Origin of the sequence: Rosistilla carotiformis (genome assembly GCF_007753095.1) — a bacterium.
In the GTDB taxonomy this organism is placed as follows: Bacteria; Planctomycetota; Planctomycetia; order Pirellulales; family Pirellulaceae; genus Rosistilla; species Rosistilla carotiformis.
In genome coordinates, this window is record NZ_CP036348.1 from 7006070 (window position 1) to 7030131 (window position 24062).

Genomic DNA, 24062 nt, shown 5'->3' on the forward strand with positions numbered 1-24062 from the left:
GAGGAAATCGCGATGGCGACTTAGACTAGACGGACAGGTTTGCCTCGGAGGGAACCTGTTGATTGTCAACGTAGGGGCGGTAGGCAACCATCTCGACGCGCCGCTGGCTGTGCAGACGATAGGTGATCCCTCGCCAGTTCACCTGCCGCACCCAGATCGCTTTGATGGTGCAATAGACGTGCGTCAGCTGGCATACGGGGAGCAAGGCAAAGACCTGTGCCGCTTCACTCCACGACATCCGGTGCAGTGAATCGCCTCTCGTGGCGACCGCTTCGCCGACCGCAACGCGAACCGTTCGCCAGCTGAGAAACATGCAACCGTTGGCGATGAGCATCGATGACGTCAGCAATGCGGCCGCAGGCCAGTCGCCCCAGCAGAGCGCGGCGATCAGAAATAACAACCAGCCCGCGGTAAACAAAGCCAAGGCAGCTGCGTGAACGACTGTCCCCGCAAATGTGGGTTCGTAGACTCGGCTCCACGTGAGCATGCGTGTCACGTAGCGGCCGACAAATGCGGTCGTGCACTGGTCTCGATTGACCATGATCAGATTGGGAGCGAAATGAACTCGCAGCCCGAGCCGAGTCATCGCCGCTTTGATCGGACCGTCATCGACAACGGAGGTCTTCCAGTCGTCGACCAGCCCCGACGACAAGAGGTCGGCGGTGCGGATCGCGCAGGTCCCCGCCCAGGGGTTTGCGTTGATCGCCGTCGCTACCAACGCGCCGGAATTCCAAAGGCTTCTCAAAACCGATCCCGTATCGCGTCTGCGAGGATCGAACCATTGGTTGCCCGTGACGACTCCGACCTTCGGATCCGATAGCGGTTGGACCACGTCGCGCAGCCAATTGGCGTGCGGAACAACATCCGCATCCACCAACACGACCACTTGGCTAGTCGATGAGATCTGGCTTGTCGCCTGTACCAGCGAACTGCATTTCAGGCTGCACGTTGGCAACGGATTCTGCAGTTCGACGATGCGGATGCGATCCTGTGCGTCGCGTTCCGACTTGACTTGCATCGCAACATCCCATGCTGGGTCGCACCGATTGTCGACCACCACGATGACTTCGAAGTCGGGATAAGATTGCTCCAGCAAACCTCGCAACGTCTGTTCCAGGAAAGGGTCACAGCCTCGCAACGACAGCAACACCGAAGCCTTGGGGGCGAAGGGTTGGTTTTCATGCAGCCTATGATTCCCCATGCCAGGCCGGACAATCCGTGCGGCAAAGAACCAGGCGAAGCCCCAATTTGCAATCGACCACAGCAACAGCGCGATCGAATAAATTGCAGCGATCGAGATCATGGGGAACCTGTTGGAAGCATCACGCGGCGGTATCGAGGGGGAAAGTGTTTGTAGATCGATCCGGAGTTCGTCGTTAATCCGATCGCATCAGCATCCGCAGCAAGAGCCCCGCAAAACGGAAGGCATCTTTGCAGAGGGTCCACGATGTCCATCGCACTCTGCGGATTCCGGACTTATCGAACCGCCAATTTGCGGTGCTGCCGCTGATCAGATGTCGCCCTCCGGCGAGGCGTTGGTTTTCCTTCGCCTCGGGACCGCTGACGTAGACCGCTCCCCTGCCACCGCTGACGTGCGCGTAGCCATGTCGCTGGTGAATGACCGGCGCTACGGCTGTGATATCGACGACCGGGATGCCGTTGGATTTGCTGTGAGCGACCATCCAGTTGTCCCAATTCCCACGCCCGATGGCAAACGCGGGAAGATCTTGAAAAAGGTCGGCGGTGAAGATGAAGTAGTCTTTGCAGACAACCGATGCCAGTTCGCCCTGCGTCTCACATTTCTGGAAACAATCGTCGAGCCAGCCAGCCGCGGGATGTTGCACTGCGGCGGGAACATCCAGCTCGGTTCGCTGCCCGATCGCCAGCCACGACGCGAGGTCGGAATCTTGCAACCGTCGCACCGAATGGGTGAAACGCTGGTCTAGCACGATATCTCCATTAACAAAGGCGCGGACGCTGCCGCGTGCGATGTCGGCTGCGACACGAAACACATCGTCCAGCAATGGAGTGCCAAGTTCATTGGTCGCGATGCACGGAAGGCACGTAAAGCGAGCGCGAAGATCGTCGGGGATCGAGGTGTCGGAGAACAGCAGGATCTCCACGTCCGGTCCCAGCATCTGCCAGCTGGCCAGCGCATTGCGTTGGTGCGTGTCGGCTTCGCCAACAAACGGCTTCAGCACCGTGAAGATCGTGACCAACGGACGGGCGTTAGCCTCCGCTTTCCTTAATCGGGCGCTTGGGCGTGCTGCCGAAAGTGTTGTTGGTGTCATTGGCTTTATCCTGCGGCCCACATCGAAGTCAATCGTCGGGAAGAGATCGTCGCTTGTTTGATCGCGGCAAGCACTTGCCGATTGAACCAATCCTTGAAGTTGGACCTGCTGGTATCGGGCCGCCACCCGCGCCAGGCAGTTTCATCCAGCCCCTCGTAAAAGACTTCGCTGCGAGGGTGATTGGAGTTGTGTTGCCAAGGCTTGAATTCTGTCGTGAAGTGCACGATCGCCGGATCGGTCCGCATCCGATCCCATTGGTTCACTTCGATTGGCGCGTGCCGTGCCGACGGATACTCAAACACATGCGCCCCCTGGTTCCAGCGCGGATCAAAGCGTCCCCAGTTGCCATGACAAGCCACGTTGAGCGCGTACTGATCCCAGCACCAAACGTACTTTTGATTATCGCGGAGCGTTTTCAGCAATCGCGTCGCCATCTCTTCCTTGCGCCACAGGTCAAGATTCAGAACCATCACGCCGCTATTGAAGTACTCGCTGGATCCGTCGAGCCCTAGTTCGCGGTAGTTCCGGATCGGAGAGAGCGACGCCATATAAGGATTGGCCATGCGATAGTTCGCACATCCAAGTCGCGCGTCGACATAGGGGCAAGCGACGTCGACGGTTGCCAGGCAGAAATTGGCTTCGATCGGCAACGCCCACAAGTGGCCAAGGTCCTCTTGGATGAACAGGTCCGAATCGAGATAGATCACCCGTCGCACATCGCTTGGCAACAGTTCGGCAGTCAGCAGCCGGAAGTAGGCGGTGTGTGAAATATGATGCGAGATCGTCAGGTCTGCGAAGATCGCGCGATCGGGCTGGATCACGTGGATATCGATCGGTTCGTCTGCGAGCGTCGCTTCGATCATCGACCAATTTGCGTCGTTGATCCCACCGGTGATGAAGAACAAACGAATCCGAGAACCTTTTGCCAAGTTGCGGCAGGCGCTCTTGAGCGTCACTGCCAACGGCATCGCATAGGCGTCGTCGGCCGCACAAACGACATCGATCGTCGCATCGGATCGATCGGCGGGCGGAGCGTGCTGCGCTGTCGCGGCGGTTGATTGTTGTGTGTTCACGAATCGTGCTCCGCATCGCCCCGTTCGGCCTTCGCAAACCAATCGATCACCTTCTGGCGTGCGCGAACCACCGGCCCAGCGACCGGATGCCGATGGATCGAATCAAAGATCGCGTGGGCCTGGCCCAGTTCATCGCGCAACCCATCGATCATCCGATGCAGCAGTTCCGTTTCACGCTCGGCATCCGCCAGTTGCGTTTGCAATTTTTGAAGGTCGTCGTTTTGGAAGACGCCACGCATCGGGTAGGCTGCTGGCAAACAGAGCGACGGCGGTGCAGCGTCCGCCGGCGGCAAGATCGCTTTGGGAAACCGAGGCGTCCGATCGCTGCGGACCGCGCTTTGCGCCTGACCCAGCATCGCCTGAATCAACTGGACCATCAAATCGCTGGCCGGGGATTGAAGCTGCAACGCGTCGTGTAGCACCGATTTTTGATAGTGCATGCGAGCTTCAGTTGGCCGAATCAATTGTTCTAGCGTTTGTGCGATCTGTTCCTTTGCGGTGATTCGCCAAGCGGCATCGGCATACAACGGGCTGTTGGTGTAATCGAGAATCGCCGTCGGCTTGCCCAACAGCATCGATTCCAATTGCGCCGTCGATGGCGTTGTGATCGTGGCGTCAACGCGATCGAGCACGTCGGCCAGATCGCTGTCGCTCTCCTGGTTCTCGACTCCGATCCGACGGTCCATTCCGCCTTTCAGCCGCCATGCGATTTCGATCCGTCGGCCATCGAGCCGATCGGTGTCGCGAACCGTGTCGCAAAGATCGGCTAGCGATTGAGCGATTTGTTGCCGCTGCGAATCGGTAAAGCCTGGGCATCTGGCCGTCATCACCAGGATTCGGAAGACGTTTGGATCGCGTGGGAGATTGCGAGTGGTGTCGCGTGCGGCGAGATCATCGAAGCGGGGAATCCCTACGATCTCGATCTTGTCAGCGTTCCCCCAAGACCATAGCACTCTCGCTTGCGCCGCCCCAATGCACGCGACTTTGTCCGACAGGACCGGACGCATCGTCCAAGGCGATGCTGGCTCATCCGCTCGGTTTTCCCAAGCGTTTCGCCATTCCAAGATGCCATCGATCGCATACAGCGTCGCGACACGGCGGCTTTGCAGCTGGCGGATTGCCGATCGAAACCGCTCGAAGTGCTCCGAAAAGAAGATCGCCAAATCGCCCGGTACCGCAAGCTTCAGGACTTCCTCGGCTGTGGCGATGCGAATCGGCAGTCGGCCCATCAGCGGTGCCGCGTGGTGCGCCACTTCGCTGTCGGTGCCAACATAAAAAACCGTTCCACTCGCCACCGCTCGCCCATCCTTGCGCCCACCACTTCGATTGTCGTTGCGATTCTGCCGCTGCAGAAATCGATCGCACCGGCACCTACTATCCCCGATGTTTCGCAAGGGTTCAAGCGGGACGGCCGCTGGCGAGACAAAGGTCGTGCTCGCGCAGCCACGCGACCAGGTCGCTGTAGACCGATTTCGCCGACAGTTCAGTCCGATCGAACTGCAACATCCGTTGCGACATCTCGCGCCGCATCGCCGCACTATCGACCAATCGCTGGCAGGCAGCGGAAAATTCCGCGGCGGTATCGGCAACCAACACTGCCTCTTTTGCTGCTTCGGAGAGCCCTTGAGTGCTGTGGGGATGGACCACCAGCGGCTTGCCAAACCGAAACGCTTCGATCGTCTTGATTTTGATGCCGCTTCCAAACCGGATCGGATTGATCACCACATCGACTTGGTCGTAAAAAGCGTCAAGCGGTTGCACCACTCCCAGACAGCGAACCTGCGGTGCCCCTGAATCCGTTGGGCCATCCATCTCGCTGCTCAGCGATCCGGCCACGAGCAATTCAACATTCTGCGCCGACAGGCCGTTATTCCAGACCTCGTCGATAAACCATCGCAGGCCATCGCGATTGGCGGCATTGCCAGATCCAATCATCCCGATCCGGACGGGGGCGTCCGGCAACCGCCGCGGCGGATCGATGACATCTGGCCTCGCGTGCCGATCGTGATCGTGACCGACTTGAACGACGTCGACCTCGGGCACCATCGCGCGAAGCGTCTTCGCTTCGTCGGCTTGGGCGGCGAGAATCAAATCGAACAGGCCAAGCGTCTGAGCCTCTTCGTCGCGAGTGATCTCGATCCAATGGTCGGCTCCGTACCGCGAGAAGCTCTGTTGCCTCTGGTGCAGCACGTCCTGCGTATCGACAACCGCCAGAAAAGGTCGCTGGCCGGACGGGAACGCTTCCAGCAGGTTGCCCCAGATAACGTAATTGCAGAGGACCAAATCGGGATGCAGGCGGGCGACCAGTTTTTGAAACTGCGCCGGCGCAGCTGGCCAGCGATAGGTTTGCAGCGTGGCCGGCGGCGACTTTGAAACACCGGCAGCTTGAGAAGCGGGACGCTTCGCTTTGCGACGTCGTCGACCGAACATGTTCGCGATCCTCTGAACTCGCTTTGCAAACCAAGAGCCATTCGGATCAAACGCAACGATCTGTAATCCGAGTTCGCGCGTCGCCAGGATGTCGCTATCGGTCAGCGGCACCATGTAGAAGCAGGTCGCGCGAAAACCTTGCGACTTCAGAAACTGCAGCAGTGCCCAAGATCGCTGCTGCGATCCATTCTCTCGCCGCCAGAACGGTTGATCGGTAACGAGTAACAGAGTATTCATTGAGCGATCATCATAGCCATTGCTTCCAACCGAATTGTCAGAACATCGATGCTGCGTTTTTTAAAGCCGAAGCCGCCGGAGCTGTTTTTCATCCGTGGGTACGCCAAATCAGGGACCAATTGGTTGTGCAATCTGATGAACCTGCATCCGCAGGTGCGGTGTTGTGGCGAGTTTCATTTCCCGACGCTATTTCGTGGACTGTTGGGGGAGCAGGAAGATCTCACGGCACTCCTGAAGAAGAATGAAAATCGTCCAATCTTGGAAGATCGCTTGCATCAGATGATCCGAGATCTCGTCGTCGACGTTTGCGGGCCTGCACGACTGTGCGGCGATCGCACGCCATGTCCGCTGCGGTCGCTGATCATCCCCGATTCGAAGACCCTCTACATCACCCGCGACGGTCGCGATGCGATGGTCAGTTGGACTTACCACAGCATGAATTTGGATATCGAAGAGTGGCCGGAAATGAAAGCCAAGGTAAAGCAAGTTCAAGCGGATCCCAACTACTTCGAGACCCACAAAAACGAACTGCTCTCGTGCGAGCAGAGTGTACGGGCATTTGCCGCGCAATGGAACGCGGTCGTCTGCGATGACTTCGACGTGATGCGCGCCGCCGACCGCGGCGAGATCCCACTGGACTATCACTGGGTGCGGTACGAGGATCTGCATCGCGACACGCTGGCTCGCCGCGATGAAATCTATCGATTCTTGAACCTCAAACCCAAACAGGCGCAACCGTTGACCGCGAAGACCGAAGCGGGATTTGGAAATGGGAAGACCAATCGGCCCCACCACTTCTATCGCCGTGGATGCGCCGGCACCTGGCAGGAGTATTTCACCGACGAACAACGCAATTGGTTTGAATCCGAAGCAAGCGAAGCGTTGCAGTTGGTCGCCGCATGAGTTTTTTTTAGCTCCGTGGTGCCCGGAATTCTCCCCACGAAATGCTCGCACGAATCATATGCGAGACCCATTCGTCGGGCTCTACAAAACGACGTTTGATCCGATACAGCAGCATCGAATACATCGCGTCGAAGCCATTGGCCATCCGTCCTGTGACGGTCCGCCCCGCGGCGACATTCTCCATTCCCTGGCCAACGAAATAGTCGCGGATAAATTTTTCGCTGGCCCGTCGCGCGGGCACGATATGTCGAAGCGGCGCGTCCGGGACCCAGCGTCCGCGTCCTCCGCAGCGGACGATTTCCCGCAGCACTGCGATCTCTTCGCCTCCCATCATTCCCGAACCGACGCGTCCCCACCGCGGGTCGTAGCGATGGGCCTGTTGCACATCGGTGCGAACGGCGAAGTTCGCGCCGTATGGCAAACGCTCCGCCGTCAGTTCGACCTCTGCATCCCCCAGCATCCGCGGCGAAAAGGCCGGATTGCACTTCTCCCACGTTTCGGAAATCCAGTCGGGACATCCGGGCGGTTCAAACCATGGTTCGATACAACCGCCAAAAAAAGCGATGTCCGGGGCCGCCTCAAATGCGCTGCGATAGGCGTTCAGCCACTGCTTGGAAACCAAAACATCGTCGTCGGTCCAGAGAATGTAGTCGCCCGTCGCTGTATCGATCGCGCGATTGCGAGAGAGCGACAGCCCCTGCTGAGGTTCGTGAACGTATCGAATCGGCAGCTGTAGGGCGAAGCTCCCAATCACATCGGCGGTATCATCCGAAGAGTTATTATCGACGACGATCAATTCCCATTCGATGGGATCGCCCATCTCCATTTCGGCGATCGATTGAAGCGTGCGTCGGAGCAAACCGGAGCGATTCCAGGTGCAGATCGCGACGCTGATCTTCATGAACTTCCGACTCCCTGTTCGGCAGCCAATGCCATCAAATCGCTGTAGAGAACCGCAACGGGGTCCTCGTGATACCGCTGCCGAATGTGTTGTCCCGCCAATTGGCCGATCTCTTGCCAGCGATCTCTTTTTTGCCAAGCCGCTTCGAGTGCGTGGTCGATCAGTTCGGCTGTCGCAGCCGGTGCGATGAACCCCGTCTCACCATCGCGGATCAATTCTCGATTGCGGCCGACAGCTGTCGTGACGCAAACGCGATTGCACAACAAGGCTTCGACGACTGCCAACGCGGCACCTTCAAAACGGGAGGGGAGAACCAGACCGTGGTGATTCGCCCACAACTTTTCAATCGTTTCGGAGAAGCCTTCGTAGTGGATCTGATCCTGCAGTCCATGCCGCGCGATGAGGTCTTCGGTTTGTCGAAGGAAGCCCTGCGATTCGCCGTACAGATGTAGCGACAGATTCCGCTGTCGCCATTTGTCTTGCCGCAGAACGTCGATCAACAGGTCTTGGCCCTTGGAGGGAAAGTGCAATCGCCCGACACAGGCCAAACGAAAACCGTCGCGATCGGTTGGCCAGGCCGGTTGGGCATCCCAGGAAACATTAAACGGATTGTCGATGATCTTTGCCGTTTCGATCCGCATCGCCAACATCGTCTCAACACGCTCAAGATTCTCCTGGGAAACGAAATAGACTCTGGCCGCACCGGCATACGCGGCTCGGAAGGCGTCCAGGAAATACGAATCGAGATAGTCGGGGCTGGCGCATTGGACATTGATCGCGTAGGGAATTTGCCGACGCATCAGCTCCGCTGCCGGGGAGACTGTATTTAAATGATAGCCGAGGGTAACCAGGGCCAGATCAGGCTGCTCTTTGGCCAACCACCGCTGGATATGCTGGGCATCGGTCTTGGGCCACCGCGCGGGATTGAGGCTGTTGAACCACGATGGCGGATGCGGCACGGGCCGCGTGCTCACGCTCGCTCCTGCTCGACGAAGCGATTCGAGCGCTTTGGCCTCGGGATCCCAGCGGCGAAAACTAACGCAAACTTGGTGTGCGTCGGCCCGCATTCGGTGCGCGACTCGCGACCAAAGAACTTCGCTGCCGCCCCACGGCATGCCTGTCATCGTGGAATAAAACGCGAACTTCAATGGGGGAGCACCTGATCGATGACAGCGACGAAGGCAAGTGAAGCGATCGATTTCGCTTCGGCGTGAATCTGCAGCATGCTATCACAGCAAATGCTGTTGGTGAATCCGATGGGGTTTTGTTATCAGGCAACTTTCATTCGTTGAAATCGTTCAGTACCTGTCGGGACAAAATATCCGGTGAGCCTCCTTCTACTCATGTTGCGTTCCTCGTGGAGAGCGAGCTTGGCATCGATTGTCTTTGGTGGAGCCAGTGGATTGGCGATGCTTGGATTGATCACGTTGATCCATCAATCGTTCACGCAGCAAGCAGCCGCATCCAATCGCTTGGCAACACTGTTTGGCTTCGCTTGTCTTGCAGTGTTGGTTCTGCAGGTGGTCTCCAAGTGCATTTTGACCCGCCTTTCCCAGTCGACCGCGGCCCGTTTGCAGTTTGAATTATGCAATCGCATCGCTGCCGCCCCGTTGCCCGAATTGGAAGCCTGTGGCCCCCATCGCCTGCTGGGCACGTTGGGTGGAGACGTCGGTGCGATCACCAACGCGCTCTCGCAATTCCCAACCGTATGCGCCAATGCGATGGTGCTGATCAGCGGTCTGGTCTACTTGGCCAGTCTGTCGCTACCGCTGGCGATCGGCTCGGTGATCATGGCGTCGCTAGGCATTGCCAGCTATCTGGGCGGATTGCACTGGGCCAACTACCACCTGCGGCAAGCGCGCGAGGATCGCGACGAAGTCAGGAAGCAGTTGCAGGCGATGGTGTTTGGGATCAAAGAGCTGAAAGGGAACAATCGTCGCTGCGTTGAATTCATGTACGACGTGCTGCTGCCGGCCGACACCGCGATGCGGGAACGTTTGATAAAAGGGACCGATATTCTCGGTGCCGCACACACCTGGGGACGTCTATCGCGTTTCATCGGTATCGGGCTGTTGATCTTTGTCTGGCCGCGGTTCTGGCCGGTCACATCCGAAACCTTGATGGGATACACGCTGACGATCCTGTATCTGACCAGTCCTCTGGACAGCATCCTTGGCTGGTTGCCGGCGCTGAACAACGCCAACATCTCGCTCAATAAAATCAACGCGCTCGGGTTGATGATCGATCCGTCCAAAGCGATCGCTTGCGGAACGCAGATTCCCGAGTTTCGCTCGATCTCGCTCCGCAACGTCTCTTACGCCTACCGGTCTCCGCATTCCGACCAAGAGAGCTTCCATCTGGGCCCCATCGATCTCTTGGTGATGCCCGGCGAGGTGCTGTTTATTGCCGGTGGCAACGGTAGCGGGAAGACGACGCTAGCGAAATTGCTGACCGGTTTGTACACGCCCGATCAGGGCGAATTGCTGCTGAACAAACAAGTCGTCGACCAGGCGGCATTGGGTGATTACCGGCAGATGTTTACGACAGTCTTCGTCGAGGGGCACCTGTTCGACCGACTGCTGGGAATCGACGCCAATCCGATGCAGTTGAAGCGTTGGGCCAGCATTTTGGGCATCGAAGACAAAGTTGATTTCGAGACCGGACACTTCCGGCTTGGCAAGCTCTCGCGTGGGCAGCACAAACGACTCGCCCTGCTGGTCGCCTGTTTGGACCAACGCCCCGTGTTTGTCTTTGACGAATGGGCGGCTGAACAAGACCCCGGGTTTAAAGAAGTTTTCTATCGACACATCGTGCCTGAATTGACTCGCAACGGTCGATCGGTCGTCGCGATCACCCATGATGACCGCTACTTCTTCGCCGCCGATCGCGTCGTTGAGTTGGTGGATGGGAAGATGGTTTCCAGTCGACGGCAAAGGATCGCAGCATGACGAACAAGAAACCTAAACGCTCGTGGGTGAGACGTCTGGTTCTCGGTGGGGGCATGCTTTTCGGCGTGCTTGCTGTCGCAGGATTCTTCTATGTTCGAAGCGTTAGCAATGCGCTGCCCGAACTAAGAACCGTCGATATCCAGCGACGCGACCTCGTGATCACGATTGGTACCACCGGCACGATCGAGCCGGATGAAGTGGTGCAAGTAGGGCCCGAGGTGGCCGGCAAGATCGTACGCTTTGGCGTCGATCCCGACGACAAACAGAAATCGATTGGCGTCGGGGCTCGTGTCTCGAAAGGGACGGTCCTGTTTGAGATCGATCCGCAACAATTCGAGATGGGGCTGCAAAAGGCACAAGCTGCGTATGGTTTGGCGCAAGCTGACATCGGGCGTCTGGAGGCACAACTTGCCCAGGCCAGCCGAAACCTGCAGCGGGCGACGCAATTGCGGGCGACCAACACGCAGAGCGCTTTCGATGAGATCCAGACTGCGCACGAAATGGCAGCCGCCCAGTTGGCGGTTGGACAGGCGAGGTTAAAGCAGGCGGAGACCGAAGTCCGCCATGCCGAGATCCATGTGGAGCAGACGACGGTCCGGTCGCCGATCGATGGGATCGTGATCGACCGTCGGGCGAACCTGGGCCAGCACGTTCATGCAGGGCATCCCGGTCTGTTTTTGCTGTCGAAAGATTTAGACCACATGCGGATCCGGGCTTCGGTCAGCGAAAGCGACATCGGCAAAGTGAAGCTTGGGCAACCGGCGACCTTCACCGTCGATGCCCATCGCAACGACACGATGACGGGCCGCGTCGAGGAGATTCTGTTCAACGCCCGCCGACAGGGAAACTTTGTTACCTACGATGTGGTCATCGGCATCGACCCGACCGACATCGAACTGTTCCCACACATGACCGCCGATGTGGAGTTTGAAGTCTTGCGGCGAGACCACGCTTGGTTGGTCCCCAATGGAGCGCTCCGTTGGTGGCCCGACTCCAAACAACTCGAAAGCGGAGATCTGCTGGTCGATCGTCCTCAACCGCAAGACAATGCGCGAGGCCCCAGCGAAGGCGAACAGGCTTGCGTTTGGGTCGCTGCCGGAGACGGACGGGTCCGCCCACTGAAGGTCCGCGTCGGAGTGGACGATGGGGTGCAGACCGAGGTCCAAGGGGATGGCTTTGCAGAAGCATTGCCGATCGTGGTTGGAACCGTCGACCGCACGACCCTTGCGCGGATCATTCCGACCGCTAAGACGATTCGATAAGCCGCGTCTCGCGATTTCATTTGAGCAGCGATCGAAGCAGGGATCAGAAGATTGATTGAACTGGGCAACGTCGAAAAGACCTACCGGGTTGGCAATTCCGACCTGCCCGTCCTGAAAGGGATCACGCTGAACATTGCCGCCGGCGAATACGTCGCGCTGATGGGCACCTCCGGTTCCGGCAAGACCACGCTGATGAACCTGTTAGGTAGCCTGGACCGGTTAACCAGCGGGCAGTATCGGTTCGCCGATATCGACGTGTCGGAATTGACAGCTGGCGAACTTGCCATCTTTCGCAATCGCCACGTTGGATTTGTATTCCAAAATTTCAATCTACTGCCGCGGACCTCGGCATTGGACAACGTGCTGTTGCCCACGCTTTACGCCAGCGACGATCGGTCCCAAGCAGAGAAGGTTCAATACGCCAAACAGTTGTTGGAAACGGTGGGACTTGCCGGGCGTTTGGACCATACGCCCAACCAACTTTCCGGTGGCGAACGGCAGCGCGTCGCCATTGCTCGGGCTTTGATCAACCGTCCGCGATTGTTGCTCGCCGACGAACCGACCGGCAACCTCGACTCGAAGACCGAGCTCGAGATCTTGGCATTGTTTCGCAAGCTGAATCTCGAACATCGGATCACACTGGTCGTTGTCACTCACGATTCGCAAGTCGCCAAAAGTTCCGACCGTATCGTTCATATGAAAGACGGTGTGATCGCCGCAGATCAACCGAATGAATCCAGCTATTCGGCCGTCGAGCAACCCGAACCGGCTCCGCCAACGAAGCTCTCCGGCGGCAGGAATCGACAACATTTGGCGGCGACGCTGAACGCAGTCATGGTCGCGATCTTGGCGCTTCGTCGCAACGCTCTGCGAACGGCGCTGACGATGCTGGGGGTGATCATCGGTGTGGCATCGGTCGTCAATGTGATGGAACTGAGCAGCGGTTCTTCGCGGGCGATCAAAGAGACGGTTGCCAGCATGGGAGCCGATATGTTGACAGTCATGTCGACCCATACCTCTTCATCGGGAAGACGCAATCGCTATGTCCCTTTGACGCCGGCGGATGCCGATCAGCTGGCGGAGCAATGCCCTGCGGTGAAGTTGACGGCACCGATCGTGCACGGACAGGTGCAGCTGGTGTATGGCAACCGCCGCAGTCGACCGACGTTTGTGGTTGGAAGCACAGCCGACTACCTTCGCGGACGCCACTGGGCCGATACCGACATGGGCCAATTGTTCACCGACGAAAACGTCTTCGATGCGGCGAAGGTCTGCGTGATCGGGCAGACGGTTGCCAGCGACCTTTTCCTGGACGACTATCCCGTAGGGAAAGAGATTCGAGCCAACGGGATCTCACTGCGCGTTGTCGGTGTCTTGTCGGCAAAAGGTGGTGACGTGATCGGCAACGATCAAGACGACATCATCGTCGCGCCCTGGACAACTTTTAAATACCGTCTGAATGCCAGTTCGCATGCCACACCGCGATTCGCTGCATTCGCAGACCAAATGCCAAAAATGCAATTGGTATCGAACCGCCAATCGTCGCGAAATGAAAACCTGAGTCAGATCTATGTGCAGGCGGTATCGCCGGAACATATCGGCGAAGCACGCCAACAGATACGTGAGTTCCTTGCCCGTCGGCACGATGTCAGCGAAGACGTTTTCCAGATTCAAGACCTGACCGAGGTCTCGAAAGTTACAAATCAAGTTGTCTCCGGGCTGGCGGCACTCGGCTTCATTATCGCCGGCGTTTCGCTACTGGTGGGAGGCGTTGGGATCATGAACATCATGTTGGTTTCGGTGACCGAACGGACGCGAGAGATCGGGCTGCGGATGGCTGTTGGCGCCGATCGCTCTGCAATCCTTCGCCAGTTCCTGATCGAAGCGACCGTGTTATGTATGATCGGTGGTCTGGTTGGAATCGTGTTTGGACACCTTTGTTCGATGGCGATCGGTTGGTTTATGTCGTGGCCCAACGAATTGTCGCTGACCGCCGCGATCGTCGCCGTCGGTGTCGCTGCCTTTGTCGGCATCCTGTTTGGATATTATCCGGCGAGAAAAGCTTCGCTGTTGGATCCGATCGACGCCCTGCGATTTGAATAACTACCGAACAGCTGGACCGGCAGCGGCCGGAGGTTGAGCCAGTTGCGTGTTGGTTGAGGAATCGTCGCCCGATGGCGGTTGGGCGAACACCGAAGGCGCGTTTAACGCAAAACGACATTCATCCGTTGCTGGCGTTCCAAAACCAACGCCCATCGTTTTCAGCAGCGTTCCGCGAGCGTAGTGCAATTTGATAAATGCAAGGTTGTAATCGATGACGCTTCGTTGATATTGCGTCTCGGCTCGCGTGGCGCGAATCTGCGCTTCCAGCACATGTTCAACCTGCGCATCGCCAGCCGCGTGCCGCTGGGTTTGAGCGTCCAAGCGGATCGTTGCCGCATCGTGGCTGAGCGCCATGTAGTGCATCGTCCCCAGCGCGCGATCGAGTTCGATGAAAGCGGTTCGCAGTTCCGATGAGATCTGCGCTCGCTGTGCATCAGCGAGCGCGTGCTCGCGGCTCAGCTGAAGTTCGGCGTTGCGGATCGCTGCGTTTTCGCGGCTGTTTTGAATCGAACGGCGATAATCGATCCCGATCTGCCAACCCTGCAACGCCTCGCTGAACAGCGCGGTGTCGGTGGTTGGATCATCGGCCAGGCGACGGTATTGGCCAACGATATCGACCTGCGGACGGCGAAGGTTCTTGGCCGCTTTCCGCTCCAAAATACGTCGGTCGATATTCGACTGCTGGATCCTCAGCTCAAGCCGCCCGGTCGTTGCCAACGCGTTGCTCTCGTGCCAATCGAATCGGATCGCTGCTTTGAGCGGAGTTCCGTTTGGGTGTAGCAAGCGGCCGTCGCAAGCCGGCATGCCCAGCAGCGTTCTCAGTTTCAGTTCAATCGCATAGACGCCGGTCTGCCCATGTCCGGTCCCAGCGATGGCGTTGCGGACTGCAGCAACGGCGGAATAATACTGTTGCCGCGCGATCGCTTCGACGTCGGCGGGGCTGACATTCGCAGCGGCCCGCTCTTGCTCTCGCTGCCAGGAGTTGTGCGCGTTGTCCAGTGCTTTCTGCTTGGCCCTGAGATTTTCATAGGCAAACGCCAGCTCCCAGTAGACGATGCTCACGTCGCGCACGAGGTCTCTTACCGATTTCTCGACTTCCAGTTGCGCCTTGCGCTGGCCGATTTTCGAGATCAAGACGCCGCGATATAAGCCGGGTTTGCCAAATGGGCCGGCGATGTCGTTGAATTCGGTCCCAGCTCCACGCATCAGCGGGTGTCGCACCTCGGCACCATACGCAGCATAAAGACCTCCGGCCAGTTGTTTGTCGTAGCCGCCGACGCCGCCGACAGCCACCTTGGTTCCGCTGCGAAGCATCTGTCCCCAGCCGACTTTTGCCATCGTCTCGGGTTGCGAAAAGACGCCGAACTGTCCGCTGGAGAATGCCGAGTTGACGGAACTGCCCCCGCCGTTCCAAACCAGCGCGGTTTCAAACTGCGTGTCGTAAGCCGATAGCGCCGCGTCGATACCAATATTGGGATCGCTTGCAATCACGGCTGGATCGAGCGTAGTGCGAATCGCATCGGGATAGGTCAGCACGCGACCACCGTGATCCTGGATCACTTGGCTGTTCGCAAGCGCTCGCTGGACCGCGTCGTCGAGCGAGATGTCTTCTTGTGGCAGCTGCTGAAAATCATCCACGCTCGGCGGCGTGAGTTCGACCGCGCCCTGGATCGCGCTGTCGCTCAGTTCTTTCGACGCCTGATAGTTCACCAGGGCGATGACAGATTCAGCCGACGTCGGCTCGGTGGCCGGAGATGTTGCAACCGTCAATTTCTTGGAACGGATGCCGGGAAGTTTTGCTTGGGAGCGACATCCCTGGCTGCAGAACAGCAGCGGGGCAAGCAACAACACAGCAATCGATCCATAGCTGTGTTTCATCTTAAAACTCTCAACACCTCTAATGACGCAACCCTTGCAATCCCGCGAACTGTTGGGCTACGCGACCAGGGGTAGAATGAACCATTAGCAGTATCGGAAGCACGAAGCCAGAAAATCAGCAGGACGACTACGATCCCGTCCGATTGCCTAATCGTCAAAGTTGCTCGTGGGGGGCGCCGGCAAAGACGATCCTCCCATACCAGCACGAAGCGCAAGCGAGTGAATTCATGGCGCATACGAGTGGATTTCGATCACTTGCTTGCGCTTCGTACTGGTATTGGTAGGCGCTACTTGGCGTTGGCTTGCAGCGACAGCACGACCGCTTCGTTTTGTTTCCAGGGGACCGTAACTCGGCGTCCGTCCTGGAGCATGGCTGCCGTCCGTTCGTTACGGACTTGGGTGACGGGGGTGGCGAACTGAAGCGTGATTTCTAGCTCCGATGATTTGAGCCCGACCGAGTTACCGCCCCCTTGCGAGTTACCGCTGACGTCGGGATTGAAGCATACGAACAGCAGCGTCCGGGGCGGCTGGCCGTCGTCGGTGGGCATCCGCCAGTAGGTGATCTCGTATCCAAACGTCTGCTCGCTTTCATCGGCGATCCGAACCCACGGTCGCACGCCCGCGTCGAAGATCGGCTGCATGAACCGATCACGCTTAGCGGCGGCTTGCATTCCTTGTTCGCGATAGGCGTTGTACCACTGGGGCGATAGATTCATCAGCCACGCTTGGCCCTCTCCAAAGCGTGCACTCTGTCCGGTGGGGAAGTCGCGAATGGCGCGATGGAAACCACTTTCATCGACCTGGCAGGTGTTCTTGTTGGTCAAGAAGTCGGTCGTGGTTTTGTAGGAGTAGTTCGCGTCCTGATCGACTTCCACCCACAGCGATTTCCCGAAGATCGACTTGGCCGCGAGCGAGCTCGGCTGCTCGATGCCAAACATATCGTCCAACGCTCCGCCCTCGGAGCGTCCGGTGCCATGTTGGTCCCACATGCCCGGCAGGTAGTCGGCGATGACCGTTCCGCCTCGTTTGCAAAACGCGCGAATCGCGTCGGCTTCCGCATCGGATAACGCCAAGCAAGCGGGCAGGATCAGAACGTCGTACTCGTCGGGAATTCCCTGTTGGATCGCATCGACATAACTGACAAAATCGTATTGCAAACCGGAATCGCGAAGCATGTTCTCCCACGCTTTGCGGACGTTGGCGGCGCTGCTGAGTCGATGGTCGTTGTTGCGATTTCGCCAGGTTTTCCCATGGGCTTCCGCGTCGAGGATCCAGCCGAGTTGAATCGACGCATGGCTGTAATAGATCGCCACGCGATCGTGTTGCCAGCGGCTGCCGGACATCAGAGGCCCGATGGTGTCGCCCGCCTCGCGATACGACGGTGCCACCTCGCGATGCCACGGTTTCGGTGTCTCGCCATCGAACCATCCGTCGACCCAGCCGATGAAGCCGCGGTTGCCGTGCGCCAGGTAATACCAAGTCTGCCAGATCGTATCGTCGACCGAGCGATGGAAGTGAGTGGTGACTGCCGGCAGCCCGTTCTCGGGATTAAGCGAGCGGATGATCGCCTGCGATGAGCCGAGGTTGTAGCTTTCGATGAACTGCACCTTCCGCATCAGTTTGGCATAGTCGTATCCGCCAAAGGAGCTCGGCATCTGGCCGCCCACGAGACCGCACGGCGTGGCGGGATCCAGCGTGTTGGAGTACTGAACCAGCTCGCCGATCTGGTTGCTCCACCACGAGTCGTTGAACGTCCATTGATCCATCAGTGGGCTGGCATCGAACTCGGCGATGCTTGTCTCGCGGAGATGCGGGAGGAGCGTGTCGTAGCTGATCCATTCGGTTCGCTTAGGCGCGTTCGCCTCGCCGTAGATCTCCGTCAACCAATCCTGGTAGGCTGCCGGATCATCGGTGATCTGCCACATCGTCGGATGAACAAAATGCCCCCAGGAGGCTTCATCATCCAGCGCATAGGCGACGCGTTGCGGCGAATCTCTGAGCGCCGTGATATGCTTCCGCATCCGATCCCGCAGTTGCGATAGCGTCTGCTGGTTCATCGGCACCGTTCGGATGCCGGTCGAATGCAACGCATCGAGATGGGGCTTTACTTCGCCGCCATCAAACAGATGCAGCAGTCCCTTGCCAGCAGCGTGATCCATATAGAAGGGGAGGCGGAATTTTTCCAGCCACTGCAGTCGCCCGCGCGGCGAACCGGCGGTGCCGATGTCGTCGCGATCGACAAAGCCGCCGTTGTAACCATGCTCTCGGCTCCAACGCCCCGCGACGTCGTCAAACCCGATTGTCCACCGGTAGGTCCACGGCATGTAGGTCCAGCTAGGAAACGCCTGCAGTGCCCATTGGCGGTCTTGATGCACGCGTTGGAAATCGCGTGAATGCTGGACGTAGTGCCTGTACGGATCGGCATCCTGCTGCCCCACTGCAAGCGACGAAAAAAACAGGACCACTGCGAACCCAAAGGGGACGGCGGTGACTCGCTTGCACATGGGGAAACCTCGTGCGACGGTGATACGGCGGGACTACTTCACGACCAAGTTGACCAGGCGTCCGGGGACGACGATCTTCTTGACGACCTGCTTGTCGCCGATCGCGGCGACCACTTTTTCGTCGGCCAATGCGATCGCTAGGACTTCGTCTTGCGAAAGGTCGGCGGCGACTTGGATCTTGGCGCGGACCTTGCCCTGGATCTGAACCGGCAATTCGATCGATGATTCGACCAACGCCGCTTCGTCGTGCTCGGGCCAAGTGGCGTAAGTCAGCGTGCCGTCGTGCCCCAGCAGTCCCCACAGTTCTTCACCGATGTGCGGAGCGTACGGAGCCAGCATCAAGACAAAGCTCTCCATCGCCGCGCGAGGACGGACCTTCTGCTTGCTGAAGAAGTTGACGAACTCCATCATCCGCGCGATCGCTGTGTTGAAGCCCAGCGTGTCGGTATCGTGCGTGACCGCTTTGATCGTCTGATGCAGCACTCGGTTCTGCTCTTCGGTCGGCGCGACGTCTTGCACCTCCGCAGCCAACGTCGGTGTTTCAGCATCTTCGTCGGCGATCATCCGCCAAACGCGATCCAGGAATTTGCGGATCCCGCCGACTCCGGCCATGTTCCACGGCTTGGTCGCTTCCAACGGGCCCATGAACATCTCGTACATCCGCAGCGTGTCGGCGCCATGGACTTTGATGATGTCGTCCGGGTTGACCACGTTCCCGCGGCTCTTGGACATCTTGTCGGCTTTGGGAGTCAGTTCGATATCGGTTCCCGACAGATAGGTTTGCCCTTGGCGTTTTTCAGTCATGTCGTCCGACAAGTCGGCGCCACCAGCGGTCTGCTGCAGGATGTACGAAACCTTGTCGTTGTTCTCGACGCGAACCGGCGTCACGCCCAGCGATGTCAATTTGGCTTCCGCCGCCTCGGCTGCTGCTTCGCTGACGTGGTACTGCGGTTGGCCAAGGATCATCCCTTGGTTGACCAAGCGGCCAAAGGGCTCGGAACAACTGACGTGCCCGCGATCGTAGAGAACTTTGTGCCAGAAGCGAGCGTACAGCAGGTGCAGCACCGCGTGCTCGGCACCGCCGATGTACAGATCGACCGGCATCCAAGCCTTTTCCTTTTCAGGGTCGATAAAGGCGTCGCCGTTCTTGGGGTCGATGAACCGCAGGTAGTACCAACACGAACCAGCCCACTGAGGCATCGTGTTCGTTTCACGTTTGTAACGTTTGCCGTCGATCTCGACATACAGCCATTCGTCGGGCGATTTGCCCAGCGGCGGTTCCGGTTTTCCGTGCGGTTTGTAATCTTCCAGATGCGGCAGATCGATCGGCAGGTCGGCGACATCGACAGCGCGGATGTTGCCCGTCGGATTGCCGGCGTCGTCCAATTCGTGCAGGATCGGGAACGGTTCGCCCCAGAATCGCTGGCGGCTGAACAACCAATCGCGCAGCTTGTAATTGACAGCTTCGTGCCCGGTCCCTTCGGCTTCCAACGCCTCGGAGATCTTCTGCTTGAAGTCGGCCGTGGGGACTCCGTTGTACGGACCGCTGTTGATCGCGTTGCCGTGCCCGGCGAAACAGGCTTCGCCCGCCAGCACCTGATCGCGTTCTTCATGCACCTCGCCCGGATCGACGACCGGCGTGATCGGCAAGTCGAACTTCTTGGCGAATTCAAAGTCCCGTTCGTCGTGCGCCGGGACCGCCATGATCGCACCGGTGCCGTAGTGAATCAGCACGTAATCGCTGATCCAGACCGGGGTCGGTTGTCCGTTGACGGGATTGATCGCGTAGGAGCCGGTGAAGACGCCCGACTTCTCTTTGTCCTCCTGACGCTCGCGGTCGCTCTTGTTCGCAGCCGCTTGGCAGTAGGCTTCGACCTCCGCTTTTTGATCGTCGGTCGTCAGGCGATCGACAAACGGATGTTCCGGAGCGATGACCATGTACGACGCGCCGTAAAGCGTATCGGGGCGGGTCGTGTAGATCCGCAAACTGTCGTCGGTTGGTTTGGCAGGAAACTCGCTGCGGGCACTTTTCCAAGTCTGGAAGTCATCGACATCGCCGACGAAGAAATCGACTTCCGCCCCTGTGCTGCGGCCGATCCAATCGCGCTGCATCGTCTTGATGCTCTCGGGCCAATCGACCGACTCCAAGTCGTTCTGCAAGCGGTCGCCGTAAGCGGTGATCCGCAACATCCACTGTCGCAGCGGACGGCGTTCGACCGGGTGGCTGCCCCGTTCGCTCTTGCCATCGACCACCTCTTCGTTCGCCAACACGGTCCCCAGCGCCGGGCACCAGTTCACCAACGCATCGCTCTGGAAGGCCAAGCGGTGATCGTCTTGATAGCTGCGGACCGCGTCGGCTCCCGCGGCGGCGACCTCTGCCGGGATCGGCAGCTCCGCAATCGGACGTCCCTTCTGTTGATCGGCATCGAACCAGGTGTCGAACAACACCAAGAAGATCCACTGGGTCCAGTGGAAGTAATCGACGTCGGTGGTCGCGATCTCGCGGTCCCAGTCGTAACTGAAGCCAAGCGACTTCAGTTGTCGGCGGAAAGTGGCGATATTCTTTTCGGTCGACGCTCGCGGCGGCGTGTTCGTTTTGATCGCGTGCTCTTCGGCGGGCAGGCCAAAGGCGTCGAAGCCCATCGGGTGCAGGACCGAGACGCCGCGCATGCGGTTGAAACGGGACACGATATCGGTCGCCGTGTAGCCTTCGGGGTGACCGACATGCAACCCATCGCCGCTGGGATAGGGGAACATGTCCAGGGCGTACAGCTTCTTGTCGCCCGGCATCTCGGGGGCGGCGAAGGTTTTGTTCTGCTCCCAATACGCTTGCCATTTCGGCTCGATCTGGGCAGGGTTGTATCGTGGCATCGGATCTGCTGAGGAAGAGTTTTATTAAGGAAATACAGTGCGTTTCGCGTCGAGGCCCGATTTTACCGGAGCCTGCACCATGCCGATAGCCACGCACCGGCGGACCGTTGGTTTCGCTTGGCAATGGCGACGGCGCCCCCAACCGCCCATGCGTGGATCGAGAATTTAAGCGATCGAAGCGCGCCGCGGATAAATGGTTCGCCAACGTCTTTGCACGCAGCGTCCATGTCTCCAATGAAGGCCGAAATCATCGAGTCGCACGAGAGACTCGATCTTGAACCGATCAGCACGCCGCCAAAGGCCAAATAGCCGATTCGGGTGCTTTTGAGAAGTTGCAAGTTCGCACGGCGGCAGTTCACGCTGCCGGCATGTCTATTTCGCGTTGGCCATCGCTTCTAATTGCGTCAGCGAACGGCTCTGTTCCTTCTCCAGGAAGGTCCGTCCGTATTTGACGTTCACGTGATCCCAGGGCAGTTTGTCGGTCAGACCGTATTGCGTGTGGACCTGTTGGTCGATGTCGATCCCCGCGTCGGCGATCGCGTCCCACCAACGCTGGGCGTCCATGTGTTCGGTCCAGCCGTCCATCCGCGCGCCGCGTTGCCAGGCGAGTTCGATCGCTTTGCCGGTACGGCGATCTCCGCGGCTGAGCACCCCTTCCAGCAGGCTGGTGTCGATGTCGTGGCACTTGATGTTGATGCTGCGGATCTTCCGGCGGCTCCACAGATATTTGTGCGCCCATTGGAAATATTCGCGTCGCTGCATGCCGTTCCATTGATAGGGCGTGTGCGACTTGGGGACAAAGTTCGAGACGCTGGCGGTGACTCGCACATAGCGGCCTTTGACCTCTTTGCCGATCCCCGCGATGTGTTCGGCCATGTCGACGATCCCGTCGAGATCGACAGGCCGCTCGCCCGGCAAGCCGCACATGAAATAAAGTTTGACGCTGTCGAAGCCGTTCTCGAACGCATTGCGACAGCCGGCGAAGAGGTCTTCGTTTTTGATCTTCTTGCGAATCTGTTCCCGCATGTCGTCGCGGGCGACTTCGGGGGCGAGCGTCAGCGATCCGCGGCGTTCGGATCCGATCAACGCGGGCAGCGTTCGCAGCGTCTCGTTGACACGCAGGCTGGGGACGCTGATGTTCACGCCCAGCGGCCGGAAGACTTCGTGCAGTCGTTTGACGAGCTCTTCGAAGTGTGGGTAATCGCTCGACGACAGCGACAGGATGCTGATCTCGTTGAATCCGGTGTTGCGATACGATTCCATCGCCGCGTTGATGATCGTATCGACGCTGCGGATTCGCAGCGGTCGCTTGATCACGGTGCTCTGGCAGAACCGGCATTGCCAGGGGCAGCCGCGCATGATCTCGATCGCGATCCGATCGTGGACGCATTCGACGTAGGGGACGATTGGGCTGGTCGGCAGCGGGATCCCTTCGAGATCGCGGATCACGCTCGGTTCGATCGTCTCGCGGACATCGTTCCGCGTGCGATTGAGCGCGACGACGCGGCCGTCTTGATATTCGGGTTCGTAGAACCGAGGGACGTAAGCAAACGGCAACTCGGCGGCGATCTTCTGCAACGCATCGGCGCGTTGCTGCACGCCGGCGGCTCCTTCAGCGAATCCTGCGGCGCGGGCTTGCTCTCGCAGCTCCAACCACATGTCGCAGATCAGCGGCAGCGCCGGTTCGCCATCGCCGGTGACAAAGAGGTCGATGAAATCGGCCATTGGTTCGGGGTTTTGGCAGCAGGGGCCGCCGGCGAGGACCAGCGGATCGGCCATCGTGCGATCGGCGGCGTGCAGCGGAATGCCCGCCAGATCGAGCATCGTCAGGACGTTGGGGCTGCTGACTTCGTATTGCAGCGAGATCCCAAAGACATCGAAATCGGAGACCGCGGTAAACGTTTCCAAGCTGTACAACGGCACGTTGTGTTCGCGCAGCTGTGCCTCCATGTCTTGCCACGGACAGAACGCGCGTTCCGCCACCCAGTCGTCGCGGCGGTTCATCAGGGAATAGAGGACCTGCAGGCCGTGATGGCTCATCCCGATCGTGTAGGCGTCGGGGAAGGCGAGACAGATTTTCCCTTTGACGGTGCGGTGGTCCTTGACGATCGCATTGCGTTCGCCGCCAAGGTATTGTGAAGGCATCGACACCTTATGCAGGATTCGGCTTTCGACAAATTGCTTCCGTTGGCTATTGATCATCGTTGTCTGTCTTTCGGATGAGATTACGTCTGAATCGCAGAAACCGGCAATCTTTGGCTGGCCTCCCCTTGCCGATGCCCCTTGCCCCTCCCTAATTTGTCAGATATCCCTATGCCCTTGCAAGAGACGAATCGATGAGCGACTTTGAGACCGTTGGAAAAGTAGAAGATTTTGAAGATGGCAAAGGCCAAGCGATTCCGGTCAACGGACGGATGGTCGCCGTCTTTCGCGTGGGAGAGGAGTTCTATGCGATCGACGACCTCTGCCCTCACATGGGCGCATCGTTGGCTGAGGGGCACGTCGACGATGAAAAGGGAGTCACCTGTCCCTGGCACGCGTGGCGGTTCTGCATCAAAGACGGCACTTGGTGCGACAACCCCAAAGTGAAAACCGAAGCCTTTGAAGTCCGCGTCGTCGACGGCGAAGTCCAAGTCCTCGTCTCCGACGACTGATCGCAAA

16 protein-coding genes are annotated in these 24062 nt (G+C 58.6%); 5 read left to right on the top strand and 11 right to left on the bottom strand.

All coding sequences use genetic code 11. From position 1 onward, the window contains the following. Window positions 1-25: 25 nt before the first annotated feature. The 5 genes from Poly24_RS25210 to Poly24_RS25230 form a co-directional block, all read right to left on the bottom strand. Entirely contained in the window at window positions 26-1303 is a 1278-nt protein-coding gene (locus tag Poly24_RS25210) for a glycosyltransferase (protein WP_145102090.1), read from the bottom strand. A gap of 73 nt (window positions 1304-1376) precedes the next feature. Next, window positions 1377-2291 carry a hypothetical protein gene (locus Poly24_RS25215; protein WP_145102092.1) on the bottom strand — a complete coding sequence of 305 codons (915 nt, stop codon included), beginning with the start codon at window positions 2289-2291 and terminating at the stop codon, window positions 1377-1379. A gap of 5 nt (window positions 2292-2296) precedes the next feature. Beyond that, window positions 2297-3364, bottom strand: a complete 1068-nt coding sequence (locus tag Poly24_RS25220; RefSeq protein WP_145102094.1) for a glycosyltransferase family 8 protein — start codon at window positions 3362-3364, stop codon at window positions 2297-2299. Then, entirely contained in the window at window positions 3361-4659 is a 1299-nt protein-coding gene (locus tag Poly24_RS25225) for a hypothetical protein (RefSeq protein WP_145102096.1), read from the bottom strand. Before Poly24_RS25225 ends, Poly24_RS25220 begins: the two co-directional genes overlap by 4 nt. 103 nt (window positions 4660-4762) lie before the next feature. After that, on the bottom strand, window positions 4763-6031 hold the full coding sequence (locus tag Poly24_RS25230; protein WP_145102098.1) for a glycosyltransferase: 1269 nt from the start codon (window positions 6029-6031) through the stop codon (window positions 4763-4765). Between the two features lie 48 nt (window positions 6032-6079). Here Poly24_RS25230 and Poly24_RS25235 point away from each other — a divergent pair, with 48 nt between their 5' ends. Further along, window positions 6080-6934, top strand: coding sequence for a sulfotransferase domain-containing protein (locus Poly24_RS25235; protein ID WP_145102099.1), 855 nt, complete (start codon window positions 6080-6082; stop codon window positions 6932-6934). Between the two features lie 7 nt (window positions 6935-6941). Here Poly24_RS25235 and Poly24_RS25240 read toward each other — a convergent pair whose 3' ends face one another. Both Poly24_RS25240 and Poly24_RS25245 read right to left on the bottom strand, forming a co-directional pair. Beyond that, window positions 6942-7835: a glycosyltransferase gene (locus Poly24_RS25240; RefSeq protein WP_145102101.1), complete on the bottom strand. Its 894-nt coding sequence runs from the start codon at window positions 7833-7835 to the stop codon at window positions 6942-6944. Then, the gene (locus Poly24_RS25245) at window positions 7832-8983 is read right to left on the bottom strand and encodes a glycosyltransferase (RefSeq protein WP_145102103.1); all 1152 of its coding nucleotides are present in this window, start codon (window positions 8981-8983) and stop codon (window positions 7832-7834) included. Before Poly24_RS25245 ends, Poly24_RS25240 begins: the two co-directional genes overlap by 4 nt. 195 nt (window positions 8984-9178) lie before the next feature. Between Poly24_RS25245 and Poly24_RS25250 the strand changes: the two genes are divergently transcribed. From Poly24_RS25250 to Poly24_RS25260, 3 genes are read left to right on the top strand one after another with little or no spacing between them, the layout of a single operon-like run. Continuing rightward, window positions 9179-10783 carry a cyclic peptide export ABC transporter gene (locus Poly24_RS25250; RefSeq protein WP_261343099.1) on the top strand — a complete coding sequence of 535 codons (1605 nt, stop codon included), beginning with the start codon at window positions 9179-9181 and terminating at the stop codon, window positions 10781-10783. Beyond that, a complete protein-coding gene (locus tag Poly24_RS25255; RefSeq protein ID WP_145102108.1) occupies window positions 10780-12045 on the top strand; it encodes an efflux RND transporter periplasmic adaptor subunit in 1266 nt (421 codons plus the stop codon). Before Poly24_RS25250 ends, Poly24_RS25255 begins: the two co-directional genes overlap by 4 nt. A 51-nt stretch (window positions 12046-12096) precedes the next feature. Beyond that, window positions 12097-14148: an ABC transporter permease gene (locus tag Poly24_RS25260; RefSeq protein WP_145102110.1), complete on the top strand. Its 2052-nt coding sequence runs from the start codon at window positions 12097-12099 to the stop codon at window positions 14146-14148. Here the strand turns inward: Poly24_RS25260 and Poly24_RS25265 are convergent, their stop codons facing one another. The 4 genes from Poly24_RS25265 to Poly24_RS25280 all read right to left on the bottom strand — a co-directional run bounded on the left by Poly24_RS25265 (window position 14149) and on the right by Poly24_RS25280 (window position 23603). Beyond that, window positions 14149-16026 carry a TolC family protein gene (locus Poly24_RS25265; RefSeq protein ID WP_231753347.1) on the bottom strand — a complete coding sequence of 626 codons (1878 nt, stop codon included), beginning with the start codon at window positions 16024-16026 and terminating at the stop codon, window positions 14149-14151. 287 nt (window positions 16027-16313) lie between these two features. After that, window positions 16314-18530, bottom strand: a complete 2217-nt coding sequence (locus tag Poly24_RS25270) for a beta-galactosidase trimerization domain-containing protein (protein WP_145102114.1) — start codon at window positions 18528-18530, stop codon at window positions 16314-16316. Window positions 18531-18563: 33 nt separating this feature from the next. After that, window positions 18564-21401: a leucine--tRNA ligase gene (gene leuS, locus Poly24_RS25275; RefSeq protein WP_145102116.1), complete on the bottom strand. Its 2838-nt coding sequence runs from the start codon at window positions 21399-21401 to the stop codon at window positions 18564-18566. A gap of 372 nt (window positions 21402-21773) precedes the next feature. Further along, window positions 21774-23603 (bottom strand): TIGR03960 family B12-binding radical SAM protein, encoded by a 1830-nt coding sequence (locus Poly24_RS25280; RefSeq protein WP_145102118.1) that lies wholly within the window; start codon window positions 23601-23603, stop codon window positions 21774-21776. A gap of 134 nt (window positions 23604-23737) precedes the next feature. Between Poly24_RS25280 and nirD the strand changes: the two genes are divergently transcribed. After that, entirely contained in the window at window positions 23738-24055 is a 318-nt protein-coding gene (nirD, locus tag Poly24_RS25285; protein ID WP_145102120.1) for a nitrite reductase small subunit NirD, read from the top strand. The last annotated feature ends 7 nt before the right edge of the window (window positions 24056-24062 follow it).

Coding starts and splice junctions, on each gene's coding strand:
- Poly24_RS25230 (WP_145102098.1), bottom strand. CDS start 6,031: ATGAATACTCTGTTACTCGTTACCGATCAACCGTTCTGGCGGCGAGAG.
- Poly24_RS25270 (WP_145102114.1), bottom strand. CDS start 18,530: ATGTGCAAGCGAGTCACCGCCGTCCCCTTTGGGTTCGCAGTGGTCCTG.
- leuS (WP_145102116.1), bottom strand. CDS start 21,401: ATGCCACGATACAACCCTGCCCAGATCGAGCCGAAATGGCAAGCGTAT.
- nirD (WP_145102120.1), top strand. CDS start 23,738: ATGAGCGACTTTGAGACCGTTGGAAAAGTAGAAGATTTTGAAGATGGC.
- Poly24_RS25235 (WP_145102099.1), top strand. CDS start 6,080: ATGCTGCGTTTTTTAAAGCCGAAGCCGCCGGAGCTGTTTTTCATCCGT.
- Poly24_RS25210 (WP_145102090.1), bottom strand. CDS start 1,303: ATGATCTCGATCGCTGCAATTTATTCGATCGCGCTGTTGCTGTGGTCG.
- Poly24_RS25265 (WP_231753347.1), bottom strand. CDS start 16,026: ATGAAACACAGCTATGGATCGATTGCTGTGTTGTTGCTTGCCCCGCTG.
- Poly24_RS25280 (WP_145102118.1), bottom strand. CDS start 23,603: ATGATCAATAGCCAACGGAAGCAATTTGTCGAAAGCCGAATCCTGCAT.
- Poly24_RS25255 (WP_145102108.1), top strand. CDS start 10,780: ATGACGAACAAGAAACCTAAACGCTCGTGGGTGAGACGTCTGGTTCTC.
- Poly24_RS25215 (WP_145102092.1), bottom strand. CDS start 2,291: ATGACACCAACAACACTTTCGGCAGCACGCCCAAGCGCCCGATTAAGG.
- Poly24_RS25240 (WP_145102101.1), bottom strand. CDS start 7,835: ATGAAGATCAGCGTCGCGATCTGCACCTGGAATCGCTCCGGTTTGCTC.
- Poly24_RS25250 (WP_261343099.1), top strand. CDS start 9,179: ATGTTGCGTTCCTCGTGGAGAGCGAGCTTGGCATCGATTGTCTTTGGT.